We start from the raw sequence: 25,983 nt of genomic DNA on the forward strand, positions 1-25,983 counted from the left end.
CAATACTTCACCACATACTACCATCTTTGCGCCGCCGCGTTGGCTGCAAAGAAAAATGCCTGCAAGAAGCAGGCACTTATTTCGATTAGCTCATCCAGCGGTCATTTTTCTTTTTGCGGGGGATGATGTGCGGTAACAGCAGACCCAGCAACAAGCCTATGCCGGCAACTCCGCCGCCATACATAAACCACTGTAGAATAATGGTGCGCTGCTTATCATCAAGCTGGACATTCGCCGCGCTGACTTTCTTCTGCGCAACGATAAGCTGATTTTTCAGATCCTGGTTTTCCTGACGCAATCCGTTAATAACACCATCGCTGGCCGCGACTTTCTGCTGCATATCAGCGGTACGCTGGTTCCAGGTCTGATCGATATTATTCAGTTTGTCCGTCAGGTCTTTAACCTGATTTTCCAGCTCCGGCACCCGCGTGCGCAGGCTTGGCGTATTGCTAAGCTGGTCGAGAGGGATCCAGGTGGTGCGGTTTTTGTCATCACGGATCTGCGCATAGCCCGCGTTTTCATTAACGCTGAGCAACGTGACCTCTGCACCTGCATTCAGTGTGCCGACGATACGATATTGATTGCCCGGCCCGCTGTGGACATACGTCAATAACTCATCGGAAATATAGCGTTTTTCTTCCGCCTGTGCGGTCCAGCTCAGCGTGAGAGAAAATAAAGTAAAACAGAGTAAGCCTAATTTCTGCATAAGATCATCATGTTGCGTTAATGGTGGTCTGATAGTAGAGGCTTAAGTCTGACGAGGCAATGTATAAACCGAAATGAGAACAGTCTTAGAAGGCGGTGCGCGGCGTGTTTAAGCAGGGGAAAGTCGTGTAGCTGATGGCTGGTTTGCATAAGAAATGCGCGCTTGTTCGCAGGTGAAAAAGAGTGTGTGCGGTAAGAGTAGTAAGGTGAAGTAAAATGTTATTTACTGACAGGATAATGAACGTGGTCTTGGTGTTGTGAATGCTATGAGTGAAGAAATTGAGCTGAAATTTATTGTTCATCCCGACAGCGTTGAATCGCTGTTAACGCAGTTGGCTGAATGGGAGAGCGATTATAGTCAGTATGAGCACATGCGCGCTCAGCGCCTGAGCAATGTCTATTATGAAACAGATGATAATTATCTGCGCCGCAACGGTATTGGCCTGCGTATTCGTGGCGAAAATGAGCGCTATGAAATGACGGTGAAAACGGCCGGCAAGGTGATTGGCGGGCTACATCAACACCCAGAATATAACGTTGAGCTGGAGAAAGCCGAGCTGGATCTCAGCCTGTTTCCGGCAGACGTCTGGCCGGAAGATTGCGAGGTTGAAGCGTTGCAATCGTCGCTCAAACCGCTGTTTAGTACGGATTTTACGCGTGAAAAGTGGGTATTTACTTACTACCAAAGCGTGATTGAAGTTGCGTTAGATCGTGGTGAAATTCGTGCTGGCGACCTGAGTGAACCGCTGTGCGAATTGGAAATGGAACTTAAGATTGGTCAGACTACCCACCTGCTGGAACTGGCAAAGGAAATCGCAGAATTTGGTGGTATGCGGCAGGGTAGCTTGAGTAAGGCGGCGCGTGGATACCATCTGGCTAAAGGCAACCCGGTTCGTGAGTGTCTGCCTCTCAATCGATTGGTTGTGGATGCAAAAACCAATATCGATCAGGCCATCCGCGCGGCGCTGGAACTGGGGTTGAGTCACTGGCAATACCACGAAGAACTGTGGGTAAGAGGAAATGCCTCTGCCCGTGAAGCCCTGCCAGAAGCCAGTGCGTTAATGCGCGAAATGCTGGTGCTGGTGGGTGGCGTTGTGTTACGCAAGGTCACTACGCTTTTTCGCTCTGCACTCGCCACTTTGGAAGCCCGACTACAAAGCTCCGATGGCGCGGAAGTGTGCTACAGCGTCGACTACCTGCAAAGTAAGTTGGTACTGACTTCTTGGCTGATCGAGTCTGGCTGGCGTGACCATATGGATAATAAAGATCGCATTAAGCTACAGGGATCGTTCAAACGCTTTGCCGACATTATGCTAAGTCGCAGCACGGCGGACTTGAAAAGCGCCTTTTCTTCTAAATTGACAGAAGCGCAGTACGAACAGCAAATCCCTCGTCTACAACGTAATATCTGCGCTTTTCTTCTCTTATCCGGCGCGTATCCGGCGGAACAGGTAGAAGCCTACCTTGAACACTGGCGGATGTTGCTACAGGAACTGGAGCGTCTCGCTGCCGGGAAAGCGCCTTCCGTGTATCTGGAAGCCTATCGTAAAGAGGCCCTGGCCTTGTCGCCGTTCTGGCTACATAGCGGCGGACAGTCACAGTAACCGTTAACTGCCGCTTGTCAGTGAGGATAGGCGGCGCATCAAGGGAACCCCCATGCCGATACTTCCTTTGCCTGCTTTACCTGTGCTTCTGACGGAACAATCTCAACGTGCACTCGCGCGTTTGCGGGAAACTGCACCGAATGAACCGATAACGGACAGCGATGCCGCTGTTTTGGCATTGAGCGATTTTGTCAGCGATGCGCTTGCGCTGCACCCTGACTGGTGGCAAGGGATTCATCAGCAACCGCCGCAGCCTGAAGAGTGGCAGCACTACGCCGACTGGCTGCGCGACGCTCTGTCCGACGTTAACGATGAAAATGCGTTGATGGCGGCATTGCGTCGGTTTCGTCGCCATATGCTGACGCGGATTGCGTGGTCGCAGGCGCTGCAAACCAGTACCACGGAACATACGCTGCGTCAGTTGAGCGAACTGGCCGAGGTGGTGATTGTGGCGGCCAGAAGCTGGTTATATCAGGCATGCTGCCGTGAATGGGGCACACCTTGCAATGCGCAGGGCGTGGCTCAGCCTCTGCTGATTCTTGGCATGGGAAAATTGGGTGGGGGAGAACTTAACTTCTCTTCGGACATCGATCTGATTTTCGTCTATCCCGAAAATGGTCATACGCAAGGTGGACGGCGCGAGCTGGATAACGCGCAGTTCTTCACGCGTCTGGGGCAGCGGCTCATTAAGGTGCTGGATCAGCCTACTGTCGACGGTTTTGTTTACCGCGTGGATATGCGACTACGCCCCTTCGGCGACAGCGGGCCGCTGGTGCTCAGCTTTGCGGCCATGGAAGATTATTATCAGGAGCAGGGACGAGACTGGGAACGCTATGCGATGGTCAAAGCGCGCCTGATGGGCGGAATGGACGACGCTTACAGTCAGGAGCTGCGTAGCACGCTGAAGCCCTTTGTTTTTCGGCGCTATATTGATTTTAGCGTCATCCAGTCGCTGCGAAATATGAAGGGCATGATTGCCCGCGAGGTGCGTCGCCGCGATCTGCGCAACAACATTAAACTGGGTGCTGGCGGGATTCGTGAAATCGAATTTATTACGCAGGTTTTCCAACTGATCCGTGGCGGGCGTGAGCCGGGATTACAGGGACGCTCGCTGCTGCCTACGCTCCACCATGTAGGGGCGCTGGGGTTATTAACGCCACAACAGGTGCTCGATCTCAGTACTTCTTATCTGTTTCTGCGTCGTCTGGAGAACCTGTTACAAGCCATTGCCGATGAGCAGACACAAACGCTGCCGGGGGATGAACTGAACCAGCAGCGTCTGGCATGGGGAATGGGGGTAGATAGCTGGGACACGCTGCAATCGATGCTGTCGGAGCATATGCAGTCGGTGCGCCGCGTATTTGACGATCTGATTGGCGATGATGCGCCGGACAATAATGATATCCCCGAACATGGCAGCTATAGCAGCCTATGGCAGGATACGCTGGATGACGGCGAACTGGCTCCACTGACGCCGCACCTCACGGAAACCGTGCGTGAAAAGCTGATGCGGACGATTGTGGAATTCCGCAACGATGTGGCGAAACGCACAATTGGACCACGTGGGCGGGATGTGCTGGATCAGCTCATGCCGTGCTTGCTGGCGGAGGTCTGTGCTCGTCAGGAAGCCGATAGCGTGCTGTCTCGTCTGACACCGTTGCTGCTGGGGATCGTCACACGTACGACCTATCTCGAACTGTTGCTGGAGTCCCGTGCTGCGCTCGGTCAGCTGATTCGCCTGTGTGCGGCCTCGCCGATGGTTGCCAGCCAACTGGCGCGCTACCCCCTTCTGTTGGATGAATTGCTCGATGCGTCAACGCTGTATCAGCCGACGGCTCCGGGCGCGTATGCCGATGAGCTACGCCAGTATTTGATGCGCGTACCTGAGGATGATGAAGAACAACAGTTGGAAGCGGTTCGCCAGTTTAAACAGTCGCAGCAACTGCGCATCGCCGCAGGAGATATCGGTGGCGTACTGCCAGTAATGAAAGTGAGCGATCACTTAACGTATCTGGCGGAAGCGATTATCGCGGCAGTCGTTCAGCAGGCGTGGGGACAGATGGTGGCACGCTACGGCCAGCCGTCCCATTTACAGCACCGCGAAGGCCGTGGGTTTGCCGTTATTGCCTATGGCAAGCTCGGCGGTTGGGAACTGGGGTATAGCTCCGATCTGGATCTGGTGTTCTTGCTGGACTGCCCGTCGGACGTGATGACGGATGGCGAACGCAGTATTGATGGCCGCCAGTTCTACCTGCGCCTCGCGCAGCGTGTGATGCACCTGTTTAGCACCCGGACGTCATCAGGTATTTTGTATGAAGTGGATGCTCGTCTGCGGCCATCGGGGGCGGCTGGCATGCTGGTGAGTACGGTAGAAGCCTTTGATGAGTATCAGCGTAAGGAAGCGTGGACGTGGGAACATCAGGCGTTGGTACGCGCGCGTATGGTGTACGGCGAAAGCGGCGTGCAGCAGACCTTTGAGTCTATTCGACGCAGCATCCTGTGTGCAGAGCGTGACGCGGATACCCTGCGGACTGAAGTGCGAGAAATGCGGGAAAAAATGCGTCAGCATCTGGCGAACAAAGATAAAGCGCTCTTTGACATCAAAACGGATGCGGGCGGCATTACTGATATCGAATTTATTGCCCAATATCTGGTGCTGCGTTATGCCGCTCAGGAACCGCGTTTGACCCGTTGGTCAGACAATGTGCGCATTCTGGAACTGATGGCGCAGTATGGCGTGATGGAAGAGAGCGAAGCCAATGCGCTCAAACTGGCCTACGTCACCATGCGCAATGAGTTGCACCATCTGGCCTTGCAGGAACTGTCCGGCCGGGTCAGCAAGGATCGGTTTGTTGCAGAACGGGAGCAGGTGCTGGTGAGTTGGAATAAGTGGTTAGTGGGAGCCTAGGTTCCCCTTAGCTATATGATGATGGGGTATGCGGCCCAATGCTCAGCAAAGAGCCGTGCTGCAGTGACGTGTAATGATTGTGCCTATGATATTATTACGCGCATTATGCGAAATAAGCCTGGAGTAGAGGATGAAAGTGACGCTGCCTGATTTCCGTCAAGCGGGTGTGTTAGTGGTGGGTGATGTCATGCTGGATCGTTACTGGTATGGGCCGACCAGCCGAATTTCACCAGAGGCACCGGTACCTGTGGTCAAGGTTGATACGATCGAAGAACGCCCTGGCGGCGCGGCGAACGTCGCCATGAACATCGCTGCGTTGGGGGCGGGATCGCGTCTGGTGGGGTTAACGGGCATTGATGATGCCGCTCGCGCGCTGAATGCCAAACTTGGCGAAGTCAACGTGAAGTGCGACTTTGTCTCGGTTCCTACGCACCCGACGATTACCAAACTGCGCGTGCTGTCGCGTAATCAGCAGCTGATCCGACTGGATTTTGAGGAAGGCTTTGAGGGAATTGATCCTCAGCCGATCATCGAGCGTATTCAACTGGCGCTGCCAAAAATTGGCGCACTGGTGCTGTCTGACTATGCAAAAGGCGCATTAGCGCATGTGCAAACCATGATTCAGACGGCAAAAGCAGCGGGTGTTCCAGTGCTGATCGACCCGAAAGGCACGGATTTTGCCCGCTATCGTGGCGCGACGTTGCTGACGCCAAACCTGTCTGAGTTTGAAGCGGTGGCAGGGCGTTGCAAAACGGAAGAAGAGCTGGTTGAGCGCGGCATGCAACTGGTCGCTGATTACGAGCTGTCCGCGTTGCTGATTACGCGTTCCGAACAAGGGATGACGCTGCTACAGCCGGGCAAAGCACCGCTGCATTTGCCTACGCAGGCGCAGGAAGTGTATGACGTGACCGGCGCCGGCGATACCGTCATTGGTGTGCTGGCCGCTGCGCTGGCGGCGGGTAATCCGCTGGAAGAGGCCTGTTTCCTGGCGAATGCCGCCGCAGGCGTCGTCGTTGGCAAGCTGGGCACATCAACGGTCACACCGATTGAGCTGGAAAATGCTATCCGTGGCCGTGCCGACACCGGATTTGGCGTGATGACAGAAGAACAGCTGAAAAAGGTCGTTGAACTGGCGCGTCAGCGTGGCGAAAAGATTGTGATGACCAACGGTTGCTTCGATATTCTGCATGCCGGACATGTGTCCTATCTGGCAAATGCCCGTAAACTTGGCGATCGGTTAATCGTTGCAGTCAACAGCGATGCGTCAACCAAACGCCTGAAGGGGCCAACGCGTCCCGTTAACCCGTTGCCACAGCGCATGATCGTACTGGGTGCATTGGAAGCTGTAGACTGGGTTGTGCCGTTTGAAGAAGATACGCCACAGCGCCTGATTGCCAGCATTCTGCCGGACATTCTGGTGAAAGGCGGGGACTACCAGCCACATGAAATCGCCGGCAGCGAAGAGGTCTGGGCCAACGGCGGTGAAGTGAAAGTGCTGAACTTTGAGGACGGCTGCTCCACGACGAACATCATCAACACGATTAAAGCTAACGCGTCTAAATCTTAAAAAGCCAAACTGACGGCACTCGAATCATCATGAAGCCGTTCAGACCGCAAGCTAATGATTCTCGCTCTGTCACACCACGAGCGAGAATCATAACAATCATAACGCCGACAGGGCGACACGTCAGATAAAACAGGTATGAAACCAGTGAAGAAAGAACCAGCCGAAGTGAATGTGGTCGCACTGCGGGTAGCGGAGTTGCGCCGGGTCTTACGCCATCACGAATACAAATATCACGTTGAAGATGCGCCCGAAATCCCTGATGTCGAATATGACAAACTCATGCAGGAACTGAAAGCGTTAGAGGCGGATCATCCCGAGCTGGTGACCAGCGATTCTCCGACGCAGCGTGTGGGGGCAGCGCCGCTGGCGGCATTCGAACAGGTGCGCCATGAAGTGCCGATGTTATCGCTGGATAACGTCTTTGATGAAGAGAGCTATTTGGCCTTCAGCAAGCGAATTGGCGACAGGCTGAAAAACGGTGACGATCTGACATTCTGCTGCGAGCTGAAGCTGGATGGTTTAGCGGTCAGCCTGTTGTATGAAGACGGCGTTCTGGTGCAGGCGGCCACGCGTGGGGATGGCACGACCGGTGAAAATATCACCAGTAACATTCGCACCGTTGCGGCAATTCCGTTGCGCCTTGAAGGTGAAAATATTCCGCGCCGTGTCGAAGTGCGCGGTGAAGTGTTTATGAAACACAGCGGTTTTGAAAAGCTGAATGAAGAAGCACGCCGTACGGGGAGCAAAGTATTTGCCAACCCGCGTAACGCCGCCGCCGGATCGCTGCGTCAGCTCGACCCACGCATTACGGCTAAGCGTCCGCTGACCTTTTTCTGCTATGGCGTTGGCTTGCTGGAAGGCGGTGAACTGCCCGCCAGCCACTGGGAGCGTCTGATGCAGTTCAAGGCATGGGGGCTGCCGGTTAGTGACAAAATTAAGTTATGTACCGGTCCGGCCGAAGTACTCGACTTTTATCGTCACGTCGAACAGACCCGCAGTTCGTTAGGCTTTGATATTGACGGCGTCGTTGTCAAAGTTGACTCTCTGGAGCTGCAGGAACGGTTAGGGTTCGTTGCCCGTGCGCCTCGCTGGGCGGTGGCCTTTAAATTCCCGGCACAGGAACAGCTGACCTGGGTACGCGATGTTGAGTTTCAGGTTGGGCGGACAGGGGCGATTACACCTGTTGCGCGTCTGGAGCCAGTCGCCGTGGCCGGGGTCATCGTCAGCAATGCCACACTGCACAATGCTGATGAAATTGAGCGGCTGGGTTTGCAGATTGGCGATCGCGTGATTGTTCGTCGAGCGGGGGATGTGATCCCGCAGATCGTCGGCATTGTGGAATCTGAACGGCCAGAAACGGTGCAGCCGATTGTGTTCCCTTCGGCCTGCCCCGTGTGTGGTTCGGATGTTGAACGTGTGGAAGGGGAAGCCGTTACGCGTTGTACCGGTGGTTTGATCTGTGGCGCCCAGCGCAAAGAGGCGCTGAAGCATTTTGTTTCTCGTCGTGCATTGGATGTGGAAGGCATGGGCGATAAGATCATCGATCAGCTGGTGGAAAAAGAGTACGTCAAGACGCCAGCCGATCTGTTTCGCCTGAGTGCCGGGATCATGACAGGGCTGGATCGCATGGGGCCTAAATCAGCGACGAATCTGGTTAATGCGCTGGAAAAAGCGAAAAGCACCACGCTGGCGCGTTTTCTGTATGCGTTGGGGATCCGCGACGTTGGCGAATCGACGGCTGCCAATCTGGCCGCCTATTTTGGTTCGCTGGAGGCGCTGTTTGCCGCCGATGAAGAGACGCTACTGGCGGTGCCGGATGTCGGTAAAGTCGTTGCCGCACACGTGCGTCATTTCCTGGAAGAAGAGCATAACCAAACCGTTATTCGCGAACTGACCGATCCCGCAGGCATCAACATTCACTGGCCTGAGGTTGTGGTCGTCAAGGCTGAAGAGATCGACAGCCCATTTGCGGGGAAAACGGTGGTATTGACCGGATCGTTGACTATTTTGTCCCGCGACGAAGCCAAAGATCGGCTAACGGCGTTAGGGGCAAAAGTGAGTGGGAGTGTCTCGAAAAAAACCGATATGGTGATCGCTGGTGAAGCCGCTGGCTCCAAGCTGGCGAAGGCTCAGGAACTGGGGATCACGGTGATCGATGAGGCGGAAATGATCCGGCTGTTGGGAGAGTAAGCGGGTGGAAAAAGAAGACCTGATAGACATTGCCACGATGCAGATGCCCTTTGGTAAATACAAGGGGCGAGCGTTGATTGATTTACCGGAAGAGTACCTGCTGTGGTTCTCCCGCAAGGGTGAATTTCCTAATGGCCGCTTGGGGGAATTGATGCAAATTACGCTGGCAATAAAGATAGAGGGTCTGCAAGGGTTGGTAACACCGCTGAAACGGCCCCGTTCCTGACGATTCGGTTCCTGCGGTAATCTCTGACGAAAAAAAGGTCGCTTCAATCAAGCGACCTTTTACATTTACCGGCTACTCCATCCCTGACGCAGACTAGACGTAGATATTAATCTGGTTATCTGCTGTCGGGCGGTTGACGCCTTCTTGTTTAGCACTTTGAGCCGAAGAGGTGGAATCAGACTGCTGTTCTGATTTTTCACTCTGCAAGCGGGCAATTTGTGCCTGTAACGCCTGGATCTGTGCTTGAATGGCCTGCTGCTGCTGTTCGATCAGTTTACGTTCATCATCACTTTCTGCGCTGGAAGCTGATTCGGTCAGTTTATTCACTTGTTTGGTAAGTGCCTGAACTTGCTTGGTTAGCTGCGCAATCTGTTGCTCTGAGGTGTTGCTGCTTTTACTGCTGCTTGCTGTTGTTGTCGATACGCTGATACTGCTGATGGTGTTTGACATTTTCCCTCCTGAAAATGAAAAGATGCCGATATACCCGAATTATTCGGGGTACAAGCCGTTATATCGGCAATTTAAGCACTTTCTCGAAGGGGATATTGTTGGCAATGAAGCATGAAATACTCACTTTCCTGACAGCTCATGTAACAAAATGTATCAGCCAGGAAAGAGAGAGAAACAAAGACGGGAATGTGTCAAATATTGCTGTCAGACGTAGATATTAACTCCGCCCTTTTTTTCTTTATTTTCAGTTTGTTGTGATGTCGCTTTTGATGCAGCCTCGGCCGCTTTCTTTTCTGCTTCTTCTTTTTGGATACGGGCAATTTCGGCATAGAGCGCCTGTATTTGCGCCTGAATCATCTGCTGCTGTTGCTTAATGAGTTTACGTTCATTCTCACTTTGCGCATCGGCAGCTTTAGCACCCAGTTCTTTTAACTTTTTGGTTAGCACTTTGATTTGATTTTGTAATGCAGCAATTTTTTGCTGAGCACCACTACCCGTATCAGCGGTAGAGGCAGCTTTACTCTCTGTATTAGATGAAGCCTTATTCGTTGCAGGCTTATTGGCCGCAGAGGCCGTCGCTGTTACGTTTGACACCGTATTCACTGTAATGGACATCACTTCCTCCTGAAATAAGTCAATTCTCCGATTGTTATCGGCTGTACCACTCTGTTCTTTACGAAAAGCTTACAAATGGATGAGACTATTGTGTCTTTCTGGCGGGAAAAAGGAACTGGCAAGGGCGCTTTCCTGCTCCCTTGCCGCAACCGAGGGGGTGACGTCCGTTAGCTACCGTATACGTTAATCGCGCTATTCAGCCGCCTTGCCTGAAGGTTTAGCCCTTCAGCGGCTTCTGTTGAGTGCGTAACCATATCGGTATTGCGCTGTGTCATTTGTTCTATCTGTGCAATAGAGGTATTGATCAGGCCCAATGCTGAGGTTTGCTCGTGCGTTGCGTTGCTGATCTCTTTGATCATGGTAGAGACCTGCAAGACTTCATCAACAATGTCGCTGATATGTTTGCCCGCGTTTTCTACCATGGTGCTGCCCTGTTTTACGCTTTCAACGTTGGCGTCGATGAGCGCTTTAATCTCTTTGGCTGCGGAGGCTGAATGCTGCGCTAAATTGCGAACTTCGGCGGCCACCACGGCAAACCCCCGTCCCTGGACGCCGGCACGCGCTGCTTCAACCGCCGCATTCAGCGCAAGAATGTTAGTCTGGAAGGCAATGCTGTCTATCACGCCAATGATATCAACGATCTTATCACTGGCGCTGGAAATGGAATCCATCATGCCGATGGTTTCCTTCATGATATTGCCCCCCTTAAGCGCGGTACTGCTGGCGGCTTCAGCCATTGTGGTGGCCTGTGCCGCCGTTTCAGCACTCTGCTGCACGGCAACGGTAATTTCTTCAATGGCGGCGGCGGTTTGTTGCAGGTTTGCCGATGTTTCTTCTGTACGCGTGTTCAGATCGATATTATTTTCTGCCAGCTTATGGCTAACGTTGGTAATACCGTTTACCTGCGTGCTGACGTCATCAACAAGCGAGTGCAAATTCAGGCCGAACTGGTTAACGGAGCGTAGCAGTAAGCCGATTTCGTCGACCCGATTCAGATGAATATGCTTTACTTTACGGCCCGAGACCACATGCTGAGCCTGTTTCAGTATCATCCTGATTGGCTGGGCAATTTGCTTTTGCAGAAACTGATCCAGAATTACAATCAGTAACAGCGCCAGTGCCAGCAACCACAGCGGATTCATACCGCTGAAAGCAAGCAGCGTGGGAATGAGCCCCGCCGTCAATACCGCGATGCGCAAGCGCCAGCGGACTGACAATTTCTGCAAGATCGACAGGGGAGAAAAGAGTCCGGTGCGAACAACCAACCCTTTGTAGAACTTAATGTTACCTGCCTGCTTTTTCTGCACAGCGCTATACAGCGTTTCGGCAGACTTGATCTCTTCGGCGCTGGGTGTGTTACGCACCGAGATATAGCCTGCGAGATGTTCCTGCTGGTAGACTGGCGTAACGTTGGCGCGAACCCAGTAGTGGTCACCGTTGTTGCGACGGTTTTTAACGAGTCCTGTCCAGCTATCGCCTTGTTTCAACGTAAACCACATGTCGGCGTAGGCTTCAACGGGCATGTCAGGGTGACGCACGATATTGTGGGGTTGGTTGATGAGCTGCTCTTCAGAAAAACCGCTAACCTTAATGAAGGCAGAGTTGGCATAAGTAATGTGGCTATGAATATTTGTCGTGGACATCAATATGGTGTCCATGTCTAACAGATACTCCTGCTGTGTAACAGGTGTATTCACTCTCATTAGAAACCCCGGCGTACGTATCCCGCTCAGTTTCCAGGTTCCGCCATACTGACCGCTTTCCTCGTCTCAGTCGTTCTGATTATTACAGAGGCTGAAACGCTGTGTCGCTGCCGCGTGGTACATCCTGTGAAATCTGTCAGGCATATTGCTGTGTAAATATTCAAGTTATTCAAATGGGTATACTGAATTTTTTTGGGTTACTGACTCGCCGATATAAAATAATGTCGGGCACTATTTATAATGAGCGGGCTATTGACCCTATATTGTGCGTGATGGAGTTTTTGTAACTTTATCCGTCATACTTCAAGTTGCATGTGCGTTGGCTGCGCTTAGTCACCCGAATCACTTACTCAAGTAAGCTCATCGGGACTCCCTCTCTTGCCGCCTTCCTGAAACTTGAATTATTTAGGGTATATATTTTTGTAACAAATATGTCATCAGTGTTAGCACGCTTTTTCAGCACGCGTAAATTTATGATGAGGACGATTACCTGTCAATTGATTCATTTTATGGGCAATAAATAATTGGTAAAAAAATGATTAAGAATAGGTAAGTCGCGCGGAGGGATTTTTCTTAAACAGTGTTTTTAGAGTGAGTTATATTGACGATAAAAAGAATCATTTGTTAATTTTTTTATATTTTTTCTTTGCGTAAATGAAATTAAATGTTGTTTCGCTGGCGTTTATTCCTTTAATTACCGCTTTCCCTCATTTTTTATTGTGGCCTAATTTATTTTAGATCAAATAATGCTATCCGCAGGCCAGAATGAGTCTGGCCTGCGGAGAACGATAATCAGGTTACCGGTGCCGGATTGAAAACGGCCAGTGCGTTATGAAGCCCCCATTGATCGGACCAGGTTTTTTTCTTGCCGCTGGCGATGTCCAGAATGAAGTGGAAAAGCTGCCAGCCCACGTCTTCAATCGTGGCTTCTCCAGTAGCGATGGTACCGGCATCAATATCCATCAGATCGTACCAGCGGTTGGCCAATGCGGTACGGGTTGCCATCTTGATCACGGGTACAGCCAATAGGCCATACGGTGTACCGCGACCGGTGGTGAAGACCTGCACGGTGATGCCGGAAGCGAGCTGCTGCGTGCCGCACACGAAGTCACTGGCTGGCGTTGCGGCGTAAATCAGCCCGCGTTTGGTGGGGCGCTGGCCGGGAGACAGGACTTCGACAATGGCGCTGGTACCGGATTTGGCGATGGAGCCGAGCGCTTTTTCGACCACGTTCGCCAGCCCCCCTTTTTTGTTGCCCGGTGATGGGTTGGCGCTGCGATCGGTCTGGCCGCTGTCGAGGTAATTGTCGTACCAGGCCATTTCTTCCAGCAGACGTTTACCGACTTCTTCATTGATGGCGCGCGGCGTTAACAGATGAATGGCGTCACGCACTTCGGTCACTTCGGAGAACATCACGGTTGCGCCACAGCGTACCAGCAGATCGGATGCAAAACCGACGGCTGGGTTAGCGGTGACACCAGAGAAAGCATCGCTGCCACCGCACTGCATGCCGACAACCAATTCTGATGCCGGGCAGGTTTCACGCTGACGTTTGTTCAACTGTTGCAGGTGCTTGTCTGCCATCGTCAGAATGTCATCCACCATCGATCGGAAACCAACGTGGTGTTCATCCTGCAAGCGGACAATACTGGTGTCGTCGAGGGAGATGGCCTGTACGTCTGACGTCCCTTCCAGCAGGCGCTCTGGCTGTAATTTTTCACAACCCAGACCCACCACCAATATCTCACCGCCAAAATTCGGATTCAGTGCCAGATTGTGGATAGTGCGGATAGGGACGACCGCCGCAGGTGCATTGATTGCTACGCCGCAGCCATAGAGATGGTTGAGTGCGACAACACCATCCACATTGGGATAGTTAGGCAGTAAATCCCGCTCGATAATTTTGACGACATAGTCCACTACGCCCGCGACACAGTGCACGCTGGTGCTAATGCCCAACAGATTTTTCGTGCCTACGCTGCCATCGGCGTTGCGATAACCTTCAAAGGTGTAGCCTTCCAGCGGAGGAAGGGTGGGCGGGATTTTGGTCGCCAGCGGCAGGGTGTCCAGCGCGGGAGCCAGAGGTAACTCGACTAAGGATTCATCAATCCAGCTTCCTTTAGCAATATCGCGCAGCGCATACCCGATAATTTCACCATAGCGGATGATTGTGCCTGATTTTGCGATATTAACAAGGGCAACTTTGTGCCCCTGTGGAACATGCTCAATTAATTCCAGATGATCATTAAAACGGGTTCCGGCGCGTAAGCCATTATTATTAACAACAATGGCAACATTATCTGAATCGTGGACTTTAATATAAAGTGGCTGCTCTTGTGCAGCATTACTTTCTGATTTATCTGACATGATGCAAGCCTTTATTATTGGTTTATCAGAAACGCCGTGGTAGTGATTACCACGCGATTACTCCATTGCTCGCTAACGAGTATACGTGAGGTTCTCTTCTCGTACATTATGCAATTGACCTAAGGCCGCGCTTTTTACTTATGATTTATCAGGCGAAGCCCCAATTTTTGGTGAGTTTGATCACATTCTGCCGGCGTGTGATTTTTAACAGAGAAATAAAAATAATGTGTGTGAATGTAAAAAGAGAATGACGGCATTTTTCGTGAAATACCTCGCACTATATAGGGCAAGTGCACCAACATATTCAAAAGGACATTTTTAATGTTGTGCTTTTATCTAGTGAGCGGCCAGTAGGTAAAAATTATAATGATCCGGCGAGTTGAAGATGTCAGCTAATTACTCTGAAGCTATATAGCCTGGCTATTCGCAAGAAAAATAAAAATGGGAATTTAACTATACCCTAAATAATTCGAGTTTCAGGTAGGCGGCAAGAGAAGGAATCCCGATGAACTTACTTAGGTAAGTGATTCGGGTGAGTGAACGCAGCCAACACACATGTAACTTGAAGTATGACGGGGATATCCACTGATCTTCATTCTGATAACCCTACACGTTATCTGTTATTCGGAATGAATGAGCGAACCGCGATTGAAGCAGGAGTTCATCATGAATACAGTAAGCTCAGCAGCTGGCGCGATACAAAAGAGAACAAACGCCCGCTACTGGATTGTCGTGATGTTGTTTATCGTCACGTCATTTAACTATGGCGACCGTGCCACATTGTCCATCGCTGGCTCTGCTATGTCCAAAGAGATTGGGTTGGATGCGGTAGGGATGGGCTATATCTTCTCAGCGTTCTCCTGGGCATATGTTATTGGGCAAATCCCCGGAGGCTGGCTGCTCGATCGCTTCGGCTCAAAGAAAGTTTACTTCTACAGTATCTTCACCTGGTCGGTTTTTACCTTATTACAAGGCTTTGTCGATATCTTCAGCGGTGCTGGCATCGTCATTTCTTTGTTCCTCTTGCGCTTTATGGTCGGCCTGTGTGAATCGCCTTCCTTTCCGGGAAATAGCCGTATTGTCGCTGCCTGGTTCCCTGCACAAGAGCGTGGAACAGCCGTCGCGATATTCAACTCGGCCCAGTACTTTGCGACTGTGATCTTCGCTCCTATCATGGGCTGGCTGGTACATGAGGTGGGTTGGGCGCATGTGTTCTGGTTCATGGGTGGATTGGGTATCATCCTCAGCTTTGTCTGGCTGAAAGTGATCCATGATCCTAAAGATCATCCTGGCGTGAATCAGGCTGAACTGGATTACATTGAGGCCGGTGGCGCGCTGATTAACATGGATGCCAAAGGGGCGAAGAAAGCGACCGAGAAGGGTGAAAAATGGCATCAGATCAAGCAATTAATGCAGTCCCGTATGATGCTCGGCGTCTATATCGGTCAATATTGTATTAACGCACTGACCTACTTCTTCATCACCTGGTTCCCACTCTATCTGGTTCAGGCGCGTGGCATGTCGATTCTCAAAGCCGGGTTTGTTGCCTCGGTGCCTGCCATCTGCGGTTTTGTCGGCGGCGTTCTGGGCGGCATCATTTCCGATTATCTGATGCGCCGGACCAATTCACTGACCTTTGCCCGTAAAACACCTATTGTCCTCGGTATGTTGCTCTCCATGTCGATGGTGATTTGTAACTATGTAGAAACCGAATGGGTTGTTATTGCAGTGATGTCTGCGGCCTTCTTCGGCAAAGGCATTGGTGCACTGGGCTGGGCGGTTATGGCCGATACCGCGCCGAAAGAAATCAGCGGGTTGAGCGGTGGTCTGTTCAACATGTTTGGTAATGCGTCTGGTATCGTGACGCCGATTGCAATTGGCTACATCATCGGAATGACCGGCTCTTTCAACGGCGGTCTGGTGTATGTCGGGGTTCATGCGCTGGTTGCTATCGTCAGCTACCTGTTCATCGTGCAGGATATTAAACGTATCGAATTGAAGCCGTTCGTTAAGAAGTAAAGCCATTCGTTACCGTATTAGTCTGAATATAGGCAATAACACAAAACGCTGTGCCGTCATACTGATGGCGCAGCGTTTTGTCCTTTATTCATGGCATGAAAAGTCGGGATTTACCTATTTGAAATCGGCTGTCAGAACCCCGTATTTCGGTGTTTGTAAGGCGGAAATTTGCTTTCCCCGGTTTTCGTGAAACACCTCCCATTACCCTGTGATAATGACATATTTAATCTGCATTTCGACCCGGAATGCTGTGCTATTGCCCAATGAGTTGTGAAATAAGAAAACTTATACTTTTTCCTGAGGTTGGTAAGGCGGTATGGGTTCTGACAACGCTTTTCTGACTGGTTTATTCCGGTATCGAGACAGTTATAACCTGTTTTTATTCTGATAACCCTACAAGCATGGCTTATTTCAAATCAGAGTAAAAACAAGGTCGCGCTAATAAAGTAGGAAAACAACATGAAATCATCTACTGGTGCACCATCTGTTTTTTATTTCTGTATGGCTGAATTATTTTCATCTGCTTCAACGTGTTCCTGCGTTTTGGCAAACATCGGAAACCTAAGCGTAAACCCTGTGCGCTCCATTCGTGACGGGAGCCTGTAATGACAAACTTTTCAGCGACTCCCGTAATTACCGACATGAAAGTCATTCCCGTCGCGGGCTATGACAGCATGCTGTTGAACATCGGGGGGGCACATGGTGCTTACTTCACCCGTAACCTCGTTATTTTAACTGACAGCGCCGGACATACCGGTGTCGGCGAAGCGCCTGGTGGTGAGGTTATTTACAACACGCTGGTTGAAGCGATTCCTCGTGTGAAAGGCGAACAAATCGCCCGTATGAACCGTCTGGTTCATGACATTCATGTCGGCAACCAATCTTCTGATTTTGATTCCTTCGGCAAGGGGGCCTGGACGTTTGAGCTGCGAGTGAATGCGGTGGCAGCACTCGAAGCGGCGCTGCTCGATCTGCTGGGGCAATTTATGGGTGTCCCCGTTGCCGAGCTGTTGGGGCCGGGGAAACAGCGTGATGACGTCACCGTGCTCGGCTATCTGTTCTATATCGGCGATCGCACAAAGACGGATCTACCTTACTTATCAGGTGAGAAAGTATCAGGTGAGAAAGGCAAGCACGAGTGGTATCACCTGCGTCACCAGCAAGCGATGGACAGCGAAGCGATTGTGCGTTTGGCCGAAGCCACCACTGACCGCTACGGATTTAAAGATTTCAAACTCAAAGGTGGCGTGTTGCCCGGCGAGCAGGAAATCGATGCGGTGAAGGCGCTGAAGAAACGCTTCCCGGATGCCCGCATTACCGTCGATCCAAACGGAGCCTGGCTGCTGGATGAAGCGATTGATTTATGCAAAGACATGAAGGGCATTCTGACCTATGCGGAAGATCCGTGCGGTGCCGAGCAAGGTTTCTCCGGTCGTGAAGTGATGGCGGAATTCCGTCGCGCCACCGGGCTGCCGGTCGCGACTAACATGATTGCCACCAACTGGCGTGAAATGAACCATGCCGTGATGTTGCAGGCAGTCGATATTCCGCTGGCCGATCCGCATTTCTGGACGATGCACGGTGCAGTGCGCGTCGCCCAGATGTGTGATGAATGGGGCCTGACGTGGGGCTGCCATTCCAATAACCACTTCGATATTTCTCTGGCGATGTTCACGCACGTAGGGGCTGCGGCACCGGGTAACCCGACGGCGATTGATACGCACTGGATCTGGCAGGAAGGGCAACACCTGACCAAAGAGCCGCTGCAAATCGTCAACGGCAAGATTAAGGTGCCGGATCGTCCCGGTCTGGGGATTGAATTGGATATGGAACAGGTCATGAAAGCCCACGATCTGTACAAAAAATTACCGAGCGGAGCACGTAATGATGCCGTTGCCATGCAGTACCTGATTCCCGGTTGGAAATTTGACCGCAAACGTCCGGTTTTTGGCCGCTAACCCTACATAAAAAATGAGAGAGAAAGGATAAGAAAATGACATTGCAAAGTTCAACGCCGGTTATTACTCACATGCAAGTTATCCCGGTTGCAGGTCACGACAGTATGCTGCTCAACCTGAGCGGCGCACATGCACCTTATTTCACTCGCAACATTGTGATTCTGAAAGATAACGCCGGGAATACCGGTGTCGGTGAAATACCCGGTGGTGAGAAAATCCGTCAGACGCTGGAAGATGCTGCGGCGCTGGTGGTGGGTAAAACGCTGGGCGAATACAAAAACGTGATGACGGCGGTGCGTGAGCAGTTCGCCGACCGTGATTCCTCCGGGCGCGGCTTGCAGACGTTCGATCTGCGTACCACCATCCATGTCGTCACGGGGATAGAAGCCGCGATGCTCGATCTGCTGGGGCAGTTCCTCAATGTCAGCGTGGCTTCGCTGCTGGGCGACGGTCAACAGCGTGATGCGGTAGAAATGCTGGGCTATCTGTTCTACATCGGCGATCGTAATAAAACCGATCTGCCTTATCAGAGCCAGACGAATGAGAAGTGTGACTGGTATCGTCTGCGTCATGAAGAAGCGTTGTCTCCAGAAACCATCGTACGTCTGGCTGAGGCGGCGTATGAAAAATACGGTTTTAATGATTTCAAACTGAAAGGCGGCGTACTGGCCGGAAGTGAAGAAGCCGAAGCGGTGACCGCGCTGGCTAAGCGCTTCCCGCAGGCGCGCATCACGCTGGATCCAAACGGGGCCTGGTCGCTGGATGAAGCTATCGGTCTGGGCAAACAGCTGCGCGGTGTACTGGCATATGCGGAAGATCCGTGCGGTGCGGAACAAGGTTTCTCCGGCCGTGAAGTGATGGCGGAGTTCCGTCGTGCGACGGGGCTGCCGACGGCAACCAACATGATCGCCACCGACTGGCGGCAGATGGGTCACACTATTTCGCTGCAATCGGTCGATATCCCGCTAGCCGATCCGCATTTCTGGACGATGCAAGGTTCCGTACGTGTCGCGCAGATGTGCCACGAATGGGGCTTAACCTGGGGTTCTCACTCCAATAACCACTTTGATATTTCACTGGCCATGTTTACCCAGGTCGCTGCGGCGGCGCCGGGCAAGATTACGGCGATTGATACGCACTGGATCTGGCAGGAAGGCAACCAGCGCCTGACGAAAGAACCGTTGCAGATTGTTGGCGGCATGGTGGAAGTGCCGAAGAAACCGGGTCTGGGTATCGAATTGGATATGGATCAGGTGATGAAAGCACACGAACTGTATAAAAGCATGGGATTAGGCGCACGTAACGACGCAATGGGAATGCAGTACCTTATTCCTGAGTGGACATTTGATAATAAACGTCCGTGTCTGGTTCGCTAACGTTCTGATTTTCCGTTTTTTGAGCGCGCCGCTTCAGGCAAGCGGCGCTGGAATGACCGAGGATAAAAAATGAAGACTCCGCTGTTACCTAACCGTTTTCGCCAAGATTTGCAGCAGGGGAAAACGTTGATTGGCTGCTGGTGTGCACTGGGCAACCCGATTTCAACTGAAGTGCTGGGACTGGCGGGATTCGACTGGCTGGTGCTGGATGGCGAGCATGCGCCTAACGATATTGTGACGTTTATTCCTCAACTGATGGCGCTGAAAGGCAGCCACAGCGCGCCCGTCGTCCGTCCGCCGTGCAATGAGCCGATCATCATCAAGCGGCTGTTGGATATTGGGTTCAATAACTTCCTCATTCCCTTTGTGGAAACGGCGGAAGAAGCTGCGCGTGCGGTTGCGTCAACGCGTTATCCGCCTGCGGGTATCCGCGGTGTTTCCGTGGCGCACCGTAGCAACTGCTACGGCACCGAACCGGACTATTTCGCCAAGATTAACGACAGCATTACCGTCGTGGTGCAAATCGAAAGCCAGGACGGCCTTGATAATCTGGATGCGATTATCGCGGTAGACGGCGTAGACGGCGTGTTTGTCGGCCCGAGCGATCTGTCTGCGGCGCTGGGCTATCTCGGTCAGCCTAACCACCCTGACGTGCAGAAAGCGATCCGCCACATCTTCGATCGCGCGGCAGCGCATAACAAGCCGTGCGGCATTCTGGCACCGGTTGAAGCCGATGCCCGCCGTTATCTGGAATGGGGCGCAAGCTTTGTCGCAGTCGGGAGCGATCTGGGCGTGTTCCGCAGCGCAACACAGGCGCTGAGCGACAAATACAAGAAGTGATTAAGCGATTCCACGGCGAATCGAATCTGCCATGAGGCGGGTTCATCGTGAATTGAAGTGATATCTACATCAGACAATGAGGTTAGGGCGATGAAAATTGGTTTTATTGGATTGGGCATCATGGGAAAACCGATGAGTAAAAATCTGCTGAAAGCAGGTTACTCATTAGTCGTGATGGACAGAAATCTGGACGCGGTCGCGGAAGTGGTTGCGGCAGGCGCTACGGCGGCTGGTACGCCGAAACAGGTTGCGGAGCAGTGCGACGTTATTATCACCATGCTGCCTAACTCTCCGCACGTTAAAGAAGTGGTGCTGGGGGAAAACGGCGTCATCGAGGGCGCGCGTGCCGGAAGCATTGTGGTGGATATGAGTTCCATCGCGCCGCTGGCTAGCCGTGAAATTGCTACCGCGCTGGCGGCGAAAGAGATCGCCATGCTGGATGCGCCGGTCAGCGGCGGTGAACCGAAAGCGATCGACGGCACGCTGTCCGTGATGGTGGGCGGCGATAAAGCACAATTTGACCGCTGCTTTGAGGTTCTGAAATCCATGGCGGGTTCCGTTGTACATACCGGTGATATCGGCGCGGGCAACGTGACTAAATTAGCGAATCAGGTGATTGTGGCGCTGAACATTGCCGCTATGTCTGAAGCGCTGGTGCTGGCGACAAAAGCAGGGGTTAACCCAGATCTGGTGTATCAGGCAATCCGCGGCGGGCTGGCGGGCAGCACCGTGTTGGATGCGAAAGCGCCGATGGTGATGGATCGTAACTTTAAGCCGGGTTTCCGCATCGATCTGCATATCAAAGATTTGGCGAACGCGCTGGATACCTCACATGGTGTTGGCGCACAGCTGCCGTTAACAGCGGCGGTGATGGAAATGATGCAGGCGCTGAAAGCGGACGATCTGGGATCGGCGGACCACAGTGCGCTGGCGTGTTACTACGAGAAACTGGCTAAAGTTGAAGTTACACGATAAGCCGTGAAGCGATAGTCACGAGGCTGGCACAGGATGCCAGCCGACTGGCAGAGAATCATTCTGATCTATCCGATAGATTTCAGGACCTGCAGCCCTGAAAGCTGGCGGGTATATACACTAAATAATTCGAGTTTCAGGAAGGCGGCAAGAGAAGGACAAATTCGTCGGGAACGAATTTGACCAGCCAACGGCTGGCCTTCGGTGAGAGACAGGATGTCTCTCATTTCATCCCGATGAGCTTACACAGGTAAGTGATTCGGGTGAGTGAACGCGGCCAACGCACATGCAACTTGAAGTATGACGAGTATAAGCGCCGTTTCATGAGCGCGCGGATTATTGATGCAATCGGAACGTTGATGAAATCGGATCGTTTATGAAAATAGTGATCGCACCGGATTCTTATAAAGAAAGCCTGTCTGCACAAGAAGTTGCTACGCAGATTGAAAAGGGATTTCGTGAAATATTTCCCGATGCCTGCTATGTCAAATTGCCCGTTGCAGATGGTGGGGAAGGCACAGTTGAAGCGATGGTCGCTGCGACCGATGGCAAGATTGTGAATGTTAAGGTGACAGGACCGTTAGGCGATAGCATCGACGCGTTTTTTGGCCTGTCTGGCGATGAAAAAACGGCTTTTATTGAGATGGCGGCGGCAAGCGGTCTGGAGCGGGTGCCTTCGCAGTTGCGTAATCCATTAAAGACAACCAGCTACGGCACGGGCGAACTGATTCGCTGCGCATTAGATTACGGCATTCGGCACTGCATCATCGGGATTGGCGGAAGCGCAACCAATGACGGCGGGTCGGGCATGGTGCAGGCGCTGGGCGCCAGGTTGCTGGATAAGCAGGGCGAGCAGATCGGTTTTGGCGGGGGTGAACTCGACAAACTCGCTCGCATTGACATCAGCGAGCTGGATGAGCGTATTAAAGGCTGTCGTTTTGAAGTGGCCTGTGATGTGACCAACCCGCTGACGGGGAAACAGGGCGCATCGGCGATTTTTGGCCCTCAGAAAGGGGCGACGCCGGAGATGATTGAACAGTTGGATAATGCGCTGAAGCATTATGCGGCGGTGATTCGCCACGATCTGGATATGGACGTGGAACACGTTCCCGGTGCGGGGGCGGCAGGCGGTATGGGCGCAGCGCTACAGGCTTTTTGCGGCGCTGAACTGCGTCAGGGCATTGAGATTGTCACGGAAGCGTTGGGGCTGGATGAACTGGTACGAGATGCCACTTTGGTAATTACCGGAGAAGGGCGCATCGATAGCCAGACGATTCACGGTAAGGTGCCGATTGGCGTGGCGCGAGTCGCCAAACAGTATAATAAACCGGTCATTGGCATTGCGGGCAGCCTGACGGCAGATGTCGGCGTGGTACATGAACATGGTCTGGACGCGGTATTCAGCGTGCTTTACAACATCTGTTCACTAGAAGAAGCGCTGGATAATGCGGCAGAGAATGTGCGCATGGCGGCGCGTAATATCGCTGCGACGATCCGGCTGGCGCAGTCAATGTCGCGGTGAGCGCTATTGTGATTCGGTAGGGGACTGGGCTCAACGTCGGTTAACTCTTAGCCACATTTTATGTGGCTAAGAGACAGAGCTATGCCGATCATTGATTACGGAAGTAGCGGTTTGATATGCGGCTGAGCGGCTTTGTTGACGTTGTCGATTTCGTCCAGTAGCTCCAGCCATTCGGGTTCCAAATCGCTGGCGTGAACGCCTTTACGCAACTGCTGCTCCAGATAGCGGCAAATGCGTTTCAGACGCGGAACGCCGCTGTAGCTACAACTGCCGTGCAGTTTATGAATCAGTTCGATAATGTCGTCATCCGTCTGACCCTTCAGGACGTTTTCTATCTTCTGCTGAACCTCCGGCAAGAAATCCAACAGCATTTGCAGCAGGTCACGCGCCAATTCAGGCTTGTTGGCCGCCTGTTGTTGCGCCAGCGCCCAGTCGAGAGACAGATGACTATCGTCATACTCGTTCAATAAACCTGTTATATCGCCCCGTTCGCGTCTCAGAGGGTCCTTCCGCGCATGGCGCGTTAGCACGCTTTTCAGCATCTGTTCGTCTATCGGTTTAGCCAGATAGTCATCCATACCCGAACGTAGCAAATGTTCACGTTCACCCGTCATGGTTTGCGCCGTCACCGCGATGATAGGCGTAGTGGCATGATGAGGGATCTGACGTATCAGCTCGCTGGCACAAATACCGTCCATACCCGGCATCTGAATATCCATGAGGATGATATCGAACTGATGCAGTTTCGCCTGTGCAATCGCATCCTGACCGCTTTCGCACAGGATAATCGTCTCGACCTGCTCTTCCAGCAGCGTGCCGATCAGTTTCAGATTAGCTGGATTATCATCCACCGCCATCACACTCAGCGGCAGACGAGCTGGATGGCGTATGGCACTCGGGTGAGACACAGTCTCATCCGGCAGGAAAGAGAGCTGGAACAGCGTGCTGTCCTGTAACAGTGGCAGCAGGCGCGGTGCGGCGAGTGGTTTGCTCAGACAGGCATGTACGCCGAAGGTTTTCAGCTGTTCGGCATCCATTTGCGCCAGGCTGGGAAGCGCCAGAATCACGCAGGGCGCGCGGCGGCAGATGTCGCGCAGTCTGGGCGTGTAGTCGAGCAGTGTGTTGCGATATTGCACGGGAACGCCGAGCAGCAGGATATCGAATTCCCCTTCCGGCAGTTGCTCAAACGTCGGGCTGTAGCTCACGATGAGCGGTGTTTGGCTCAGGATATCCAGCGTAGCTTGCGCGGCGATAGGATGGTATTCGACGTAGGCCAGATGTTTGCCTTGCAGCATCGAGTAGGCCGGTTCTGTCGGTATGGCGTGAGGGTTGAGTGGCAGCGTGATGTGAAACCAGAAGGTCGATCCCTTGTTGAGCTGGCTCTGGAAGCTGATATCGCCGCCCATCTCTTTGACCAGACGTTGGGTGATGACCAGCCCAAGCCCCGTGCCACCATGACGGCGTGAAATACTGGTGTCAGCCTGACGGAACGCCTGGAACAGTTGAGATTGCTGCAACTCGGCAATGCCGATACCGGTATCGCGTATTTGCACCTCGAGCTGGACCTGATGATGTTCCTGCCGACGCTTCTCTACCCGAATGTCAATGTTGCCTTGCTCGGTAAATTTAATCGCGTTGCCCAGCAGGTTGGTGATGATTTGCTGTATCCGCAGTGGATCGCCGACAAACTGCTCGGGCACGTCATTCTGAATACTGAGCGTCAGCTCCAATCCTTTTTCATGTGCCGTGTGCGCCAACAGCATCACAACATCGTCCAGCGCGTTGTGCAGCGAGAACGGAATATCCTCCAGCACCAGTTTTCCGGCTTCTAGCTTCGAAAAATCCAGCACGTCGTTAATGATATTCAGCAGGTTATTGGCGGAGCGTTCGATGGTAAGCAGATAGTCAGTCTGTGTAGTGTTCAACGGAGTCTTCAACGTCTGGCGCGTGAAACCGATCACGCCATTCAGCGGCGTCCTCAGTTCGTGTGACATATTGGCCAGAAACTCTGATTTGATGCGCGCTGCCTCCTGCGCCCGCTTTTTGGCCAGGTCCAGTTCGACGTTCTGGATCTCCATCTGCTCCAGCGTTTCGCGCAGATCGTAGGTCGCCTGATCGATATTTTGCTGCATCTCTTCGTGGTAGGCGGTCAGCGACATCGCCATTGAGTTGATGCCGTTTTTCAACATATCCAACTCGCCCAGCATGTATCCTTCTACGCGGCTATCCAACTGCCCACGGCGAATGCGATCGACGGTATCAACCATATTACGAATTGGGGTGGTGACATCCCGCATCAGACGATAGGCAAAGAGGACGGCGGCACCCAACGATAGCAGCAGCAAGAGCGTAGCGATGAAGATTTCCTGATACTGTTGAAGCCGAATAGCGCTGGTGTCCAGTTCGATCACCAGATAGCCGAGAGGCGTGGCGGAGCTGGGCAACACCGGCGGCGTCCCACTTGGCATAAATTCGCTGTCATTGACGATCGGCATATGCAGAATCAGCGCGTCATTCGTGTGGTGCAGATGCAGTTTATTGTAGGAAGGCGCATCGCTGCTGAGTGGTTGCAATGTCACGTTGTTGCGTACGTTGGTGGTAGCCAATAGCTGATTGCGTGCATCGAACACGCTAATGGTACGAATAATCGTGGAGTGCCGACGATGCAGCGTATTGATTAACGCGGGAATCGTGTCCATCTGACGATGGGTAATGGCGTAAGCGCTGATGGTCGCCAGCGGTTCAATGATGCTGGTGCCCGAGTCAGCCAACTGCGACTGCAACTGATTGTAACGATGGATAACGAAGAACGAACTGAGCAGCAGCCCGATCATCAGCGTCGGTGCCAAAATCAGTATCAACATCCGTGCACGAAGACTGTATTTGGTCATGGGGTTCCAATGTGGGAGAATTAGAGGATGCCAGGCACCCTATTATTTAATTTAGTTATACCTTAAATAA

Annotated in this window: 17 protein-coding genes; 11 read left to right on the top strand and 6 right to left on the bottom strand. The window is 52.4% G+C overall.

Translation table 11 applies throughout. The features are described from left to right. Positions 1–85: 85 nt before the first annotated feature. The gene (locus AB8809_RS04475) at positions 86–706 is read right to left on the bottom strand and encodes a TIGR04211 family SH3 domain-containing protein (protein WP_015841553.1); all 621 of its coding nucleotides are present in this window, start codon (positions 704–706) and stop codon (positions 86–88) included. Positions 707–971: 265 nt separating this feature from the next. On the opposite strand from AB8809_RS04475, the gene AB8809_RS04480 reads away from it, so the two are divergent. The 5 genes from AB8809_RS04480 to AB8809_RS04500 all read left to right on the top strand — a co-directional run bounded on the left by AB8809_RS04480 (position 972) and on the right by AB8809_RS04500 (position 9,200). Next, the gene (locus tag AB8809_RS04480; RefSeq protein ID WP_349854469.1) at positions 972–2,309 is read left to right on the top strand and encodes an inorganic triphosphatase; all 1,338 of its coding nucleotides are present in this window, start codon (positions 972–974) and stop codon (positions 2,307–2,309) included. Positions 2,310–2,361: 52 nt separating this feature from the next. After that, positions 2,362–5,217, top strand: a complete 2,856-nt coding sequence (gene glnE / locus AB8809_RS04485; protein ID WP_349854468.1) for a bifunctional [glutamate--ammonia ligase]-adenylyl-L-tyrosine phosphorylase/[glutamate--ammonia-ligase] adenylyltransferase — start codon at positions 2,362–2,364, stop codon at positions 5,215–5,217. A 130-nt stretch (positions 5,218–5,347) separates the two neighbouring features. Continuing rightward, on the top strand, positions 5,348–6,784 hold the full coding sequence (gene hldE / locus AB8809_RS04490; protein WP_349854467.1) for a bifunctional D-glycero-beta-D-manno-heptose-7-phosphate kinase/D-glycero-beta-D-manno-heptose 1-phosphate adenylyltransferase HldE: 1,437 nt from the start codon (positions 5,348–5,350) through the stop codon (positions 6,782–6,784). A gap of 135 nt (positions 6,785–6,919) precedes the next feature. Continuing rightward, positions 6,920–8,974 carry an NAD-dependent DNA ligase LigA gene (gene ligA / locus AB8809_RS04495; protein WP_349854465.1) on the top strand — a complete coding sequence of 685 codons (2,055 nt, stop codon included), beginning with the start codon at positions 6,920–6,922 and terminating at the stop codon, positions 8,972–8,974. A 4-nt stretch (positions 8,975–8,978) separates the two neighbouring features. Next, positions 8,979–9,200 carry a DUF3820 family protein gene (locus AB8809_RS04500; protein WP_015841548.1) on the top strand — a complete coding sequence of 74 codons (222 nt, stop codon included), beginning with the start codon at positions 8,979–8,981 and terminating at the stop codon, positions 9,198–9,200. Between the two features lie 93 nt (positions 9,201–9,293). On the opposite strand, the gene AB8809_RS04505 is transcribed toward AB8809_RS04500, so the two are convergent. The 4 genes from AB8809_RS04505 to garD form a co-directional block, all read right to left on the bottom strand. Further along, entirely contained in the window at positions 9,294–9,650 is a 357-nt protein-coding gene (locus tag AB8809_RS04505) for a FlxA-like family protein (protein ID WP_015841547.1), read from the bottom strand. Between the two features lie 204 nt (positions 9,651–9,854). After that, positions 9,855–10,265: a FlxA-like family protein gene (locus AB8809_RS04510; protein ID WP_015841546.1), complete on the bottom strand. Its 411-nt coding sequence runs from the start codon at positions 10,263–10,265 to the stop codon at positions 9,855–9,857. A gap of 167 nt (positions 10,266–10,432) precedes the next feature. Continuing rightward, entirely contained in the window at positions 10,433–11,968 is a 1,536-nt protein-coding gene (locus tag AB8809_RS04515; RefSeq protein WP_015841545.1) for a PAS domain-containing methyl-accepting chemotaxis protein, read from the bottom strand. A gap of 792 nt (positions 11,969–12,760) precedes the next feature. Further along, entirely contained in the window at positions 12,761–14,335 is a 1,575-nt protein-coding gene (gene garD, locus AB8809_RS04520) for a galactarate dehydratase (protein ID WP_349854464.1), read from the bottom strand. 666 nt (positions 14,336–15,001) lie between these two features. Between garD and AB8809_RS04525 the strand changes: the two genes are divergently transcribed. The 6 genes from AB8809_RS04525 (at position 15,002) to AB8809_RS04550 (ending at position 23,022) form a co-directional block, all read left to right on the top strand. Continuing rightward, complete coding sequence (locus AB8809_RS04525) at positions 15,002–16,354, top strand: MFS transporter (RefSeq protein WP_015841543.1); 1,353 nt, start codon at positions 15,002–15,004, stop codon at positions 16,352–16,354. 605 nt (positions 16,355–16,959) lie between these two features. Further along, complete coding sequence (locus AB8809_RS04530; protein ID WP_181848571.1) at positions 16,960–18,312, top strand: enolase C-terminal domain-like protein; 1,353 nt, start codon at positions 16,960–16,962, stop codon at positions 18,310–18,312. Between the two features lie 35 nt (positions 18,313–18,347). Beyond that, positions 18,348–19,688, top strand: coding sequence for a glucarate dehydratase (gudD, locus tag AB8809_RS04535; RefSeq protein ID WP_015841541.1), 1,341 nt, complete (start codon positions 18,348–18,350; stop codon positions 19,686–19,688). A 69-nt stretch (positions 19,689–19,757) separates the two neighbouring features. After that, on the top strand, positions 19,758–20,528 hold the full coding sequence (garL, locus tag AB8809_RS04540) for a 2-dehydro-3-deoxyglucarate aldolase (protein ID WP_039361268.1): 771 nt from the start codon (positions 19,758–19,760) through the stop codon (positions 20,526–20,528). A gap of 90 nt (positions 20,529–20,618) precedes the next feature. Further along, entirely contained in the window at positions 20,619–21,503 is an 885-nt protein-coding gene (gene garR / locus AB8809_RS04545; protein ID WP_180778667.1) for a 2-hydroxy-3-oxopropionate reductase, read from the top strand. Positions 21,504–21,876: 373 nt separating this feature from the next. Then, a complete protein-coding gene (locus AB8809_RS04550; RefSeq protein ID WP_015841538.1) occupies positions 21,877–23,022 on the top strand; it encodes a glycerate kinase in 1,146 nt (381 codons plus the stop codon). Between the two features lie 95 nt (positions 23,023–23,117). Here the strand turns inward: AB8809_RS04550 and barA are convergent, their stop codons facing one another. After that, positions 23,118–25,913 (bottom strand): two-component sensor histidine kinase BarA, encoded by a 2,796-nt coding sequence (barA, locus tag AB8809_RS04555; RefSeq protein ID WP_349854463.1) that lies wholly within the window; start codon positions 25,911–25,913, stop codon positions 23,118–23,120. Between the last annotated feature and the right edge of the window lie 70 nt (positions 25,914–25,983).

This window comes from Pectobacterium aroidearum (assembly GCF_041228105.1).
Lineage (GTDB): Bacteria > Pseudomonadota > Gammaproteobacteria > Enterobacterales > Enterobacteriaceae > Pectobacterium > Pectobacterium aroidearum.

Coding starts and splice junctions, on each gene's coding strand:
- AB8809_RS04475 (WP_015841553.1), bottom strand. CDS start 706: ATGCAGAAATTAGGCTTACTCTGTTTTACTTTATTTTCTCTCACGCTG.
- AB8809_RS04480 (WP_349854469.1), top strand. CDS start 972: ATGAGTGAAGAAATTGAGCTGAAATTTATTGTTCATCCCGACAGCGTT.
- glnE (WP_349854468.1), top strand. CDS start 2,362: ATGCCGATACTTCCTTTGCCTGCTTTACCTGTGCTTCTGACGGAACAA.
- hldE (WP_349854467.1), top strand. CDS start 5,348: ATGAAAGTGACGCTGCCTGATTTCCGTCAAGCGGGTGTGTTAGTGGTG.
- ligA (WP_349854465.1), top strand. CDS start 6,920: ATGAAACCAGTGAAGAAAGAACCAGCCGAAGTGAATGTGGTCGCACTG.
- AB8809_RS04505 (WP_015841547.1), bottom strand. CDS start 9,650: ATGTCAAACACCATCAGCAGTATCAGCGTATCGACAACAACAGCAAGC.
- AB8809_RS04510 (WP_015841546.1), bottom strand. CDS start 10,265: ATGTCCATTACAGTGAATACGGTGTCAAACGTAACAGCGACGGCCTCT.
- AB8809_RS04515 (WP_015841545.1), bottom strand. CDS start 11,968: ATGAGAGTGAATACACCTGTTACACAGCAGGAGTATCTGTTAGACATG.
- garD (WP_349854464.1), bottom strand. CDS start 14,335: ATGTCAGATAAATCAGAAAGTAATGCTGCACAAGAGCAGCCACTTTAT.
- AB8809_RS04525 (WP_015841543.1), top strand. CDS start 15,002: ATGAATACAGTAAGCTCAGCAGCTGGCGCGATACAAAAGAGAACAAAC.
- AB8809_RS04530 (WP_181848571.1), top strand. CDS start 16,960: ATGACAAACTTTTCAGCGACTCCCGTAATTACCGACATGAAAGTCATT.
- gudD (WP_015841541.1), top strand. CDS start 18,348: ATGACATTGCAAAGTTCAACGCCGGTTATTACTCACATGCAAGTTATC.
- garL (WP_039361268.1), top strand. CDS start 19,758: ATGAAGACTCCGCTGTTACCTAACCGTTTTCGCCAAGATTTGCAGCAG.
- garR (WP_180778667.1), top strand. CDS start 20,619: ATGAAAATTGGTTTTATTGGATTGGGCATCATGGGAAAACCGATGAGT.
- AB8809_RS04550 (WP_015841538.1), top strand. CDS start 21,877: ATGAAAATAGTGATCGCACCGGATTCTTATAAAGAAAGCCTGTCTGCA.
- barA (WP_349854463.1), bottom strand. CDS start 25,913: ATGACCAAATACAGTCTTCGTGCACGGATGTTGATACTGATTTTGGCA.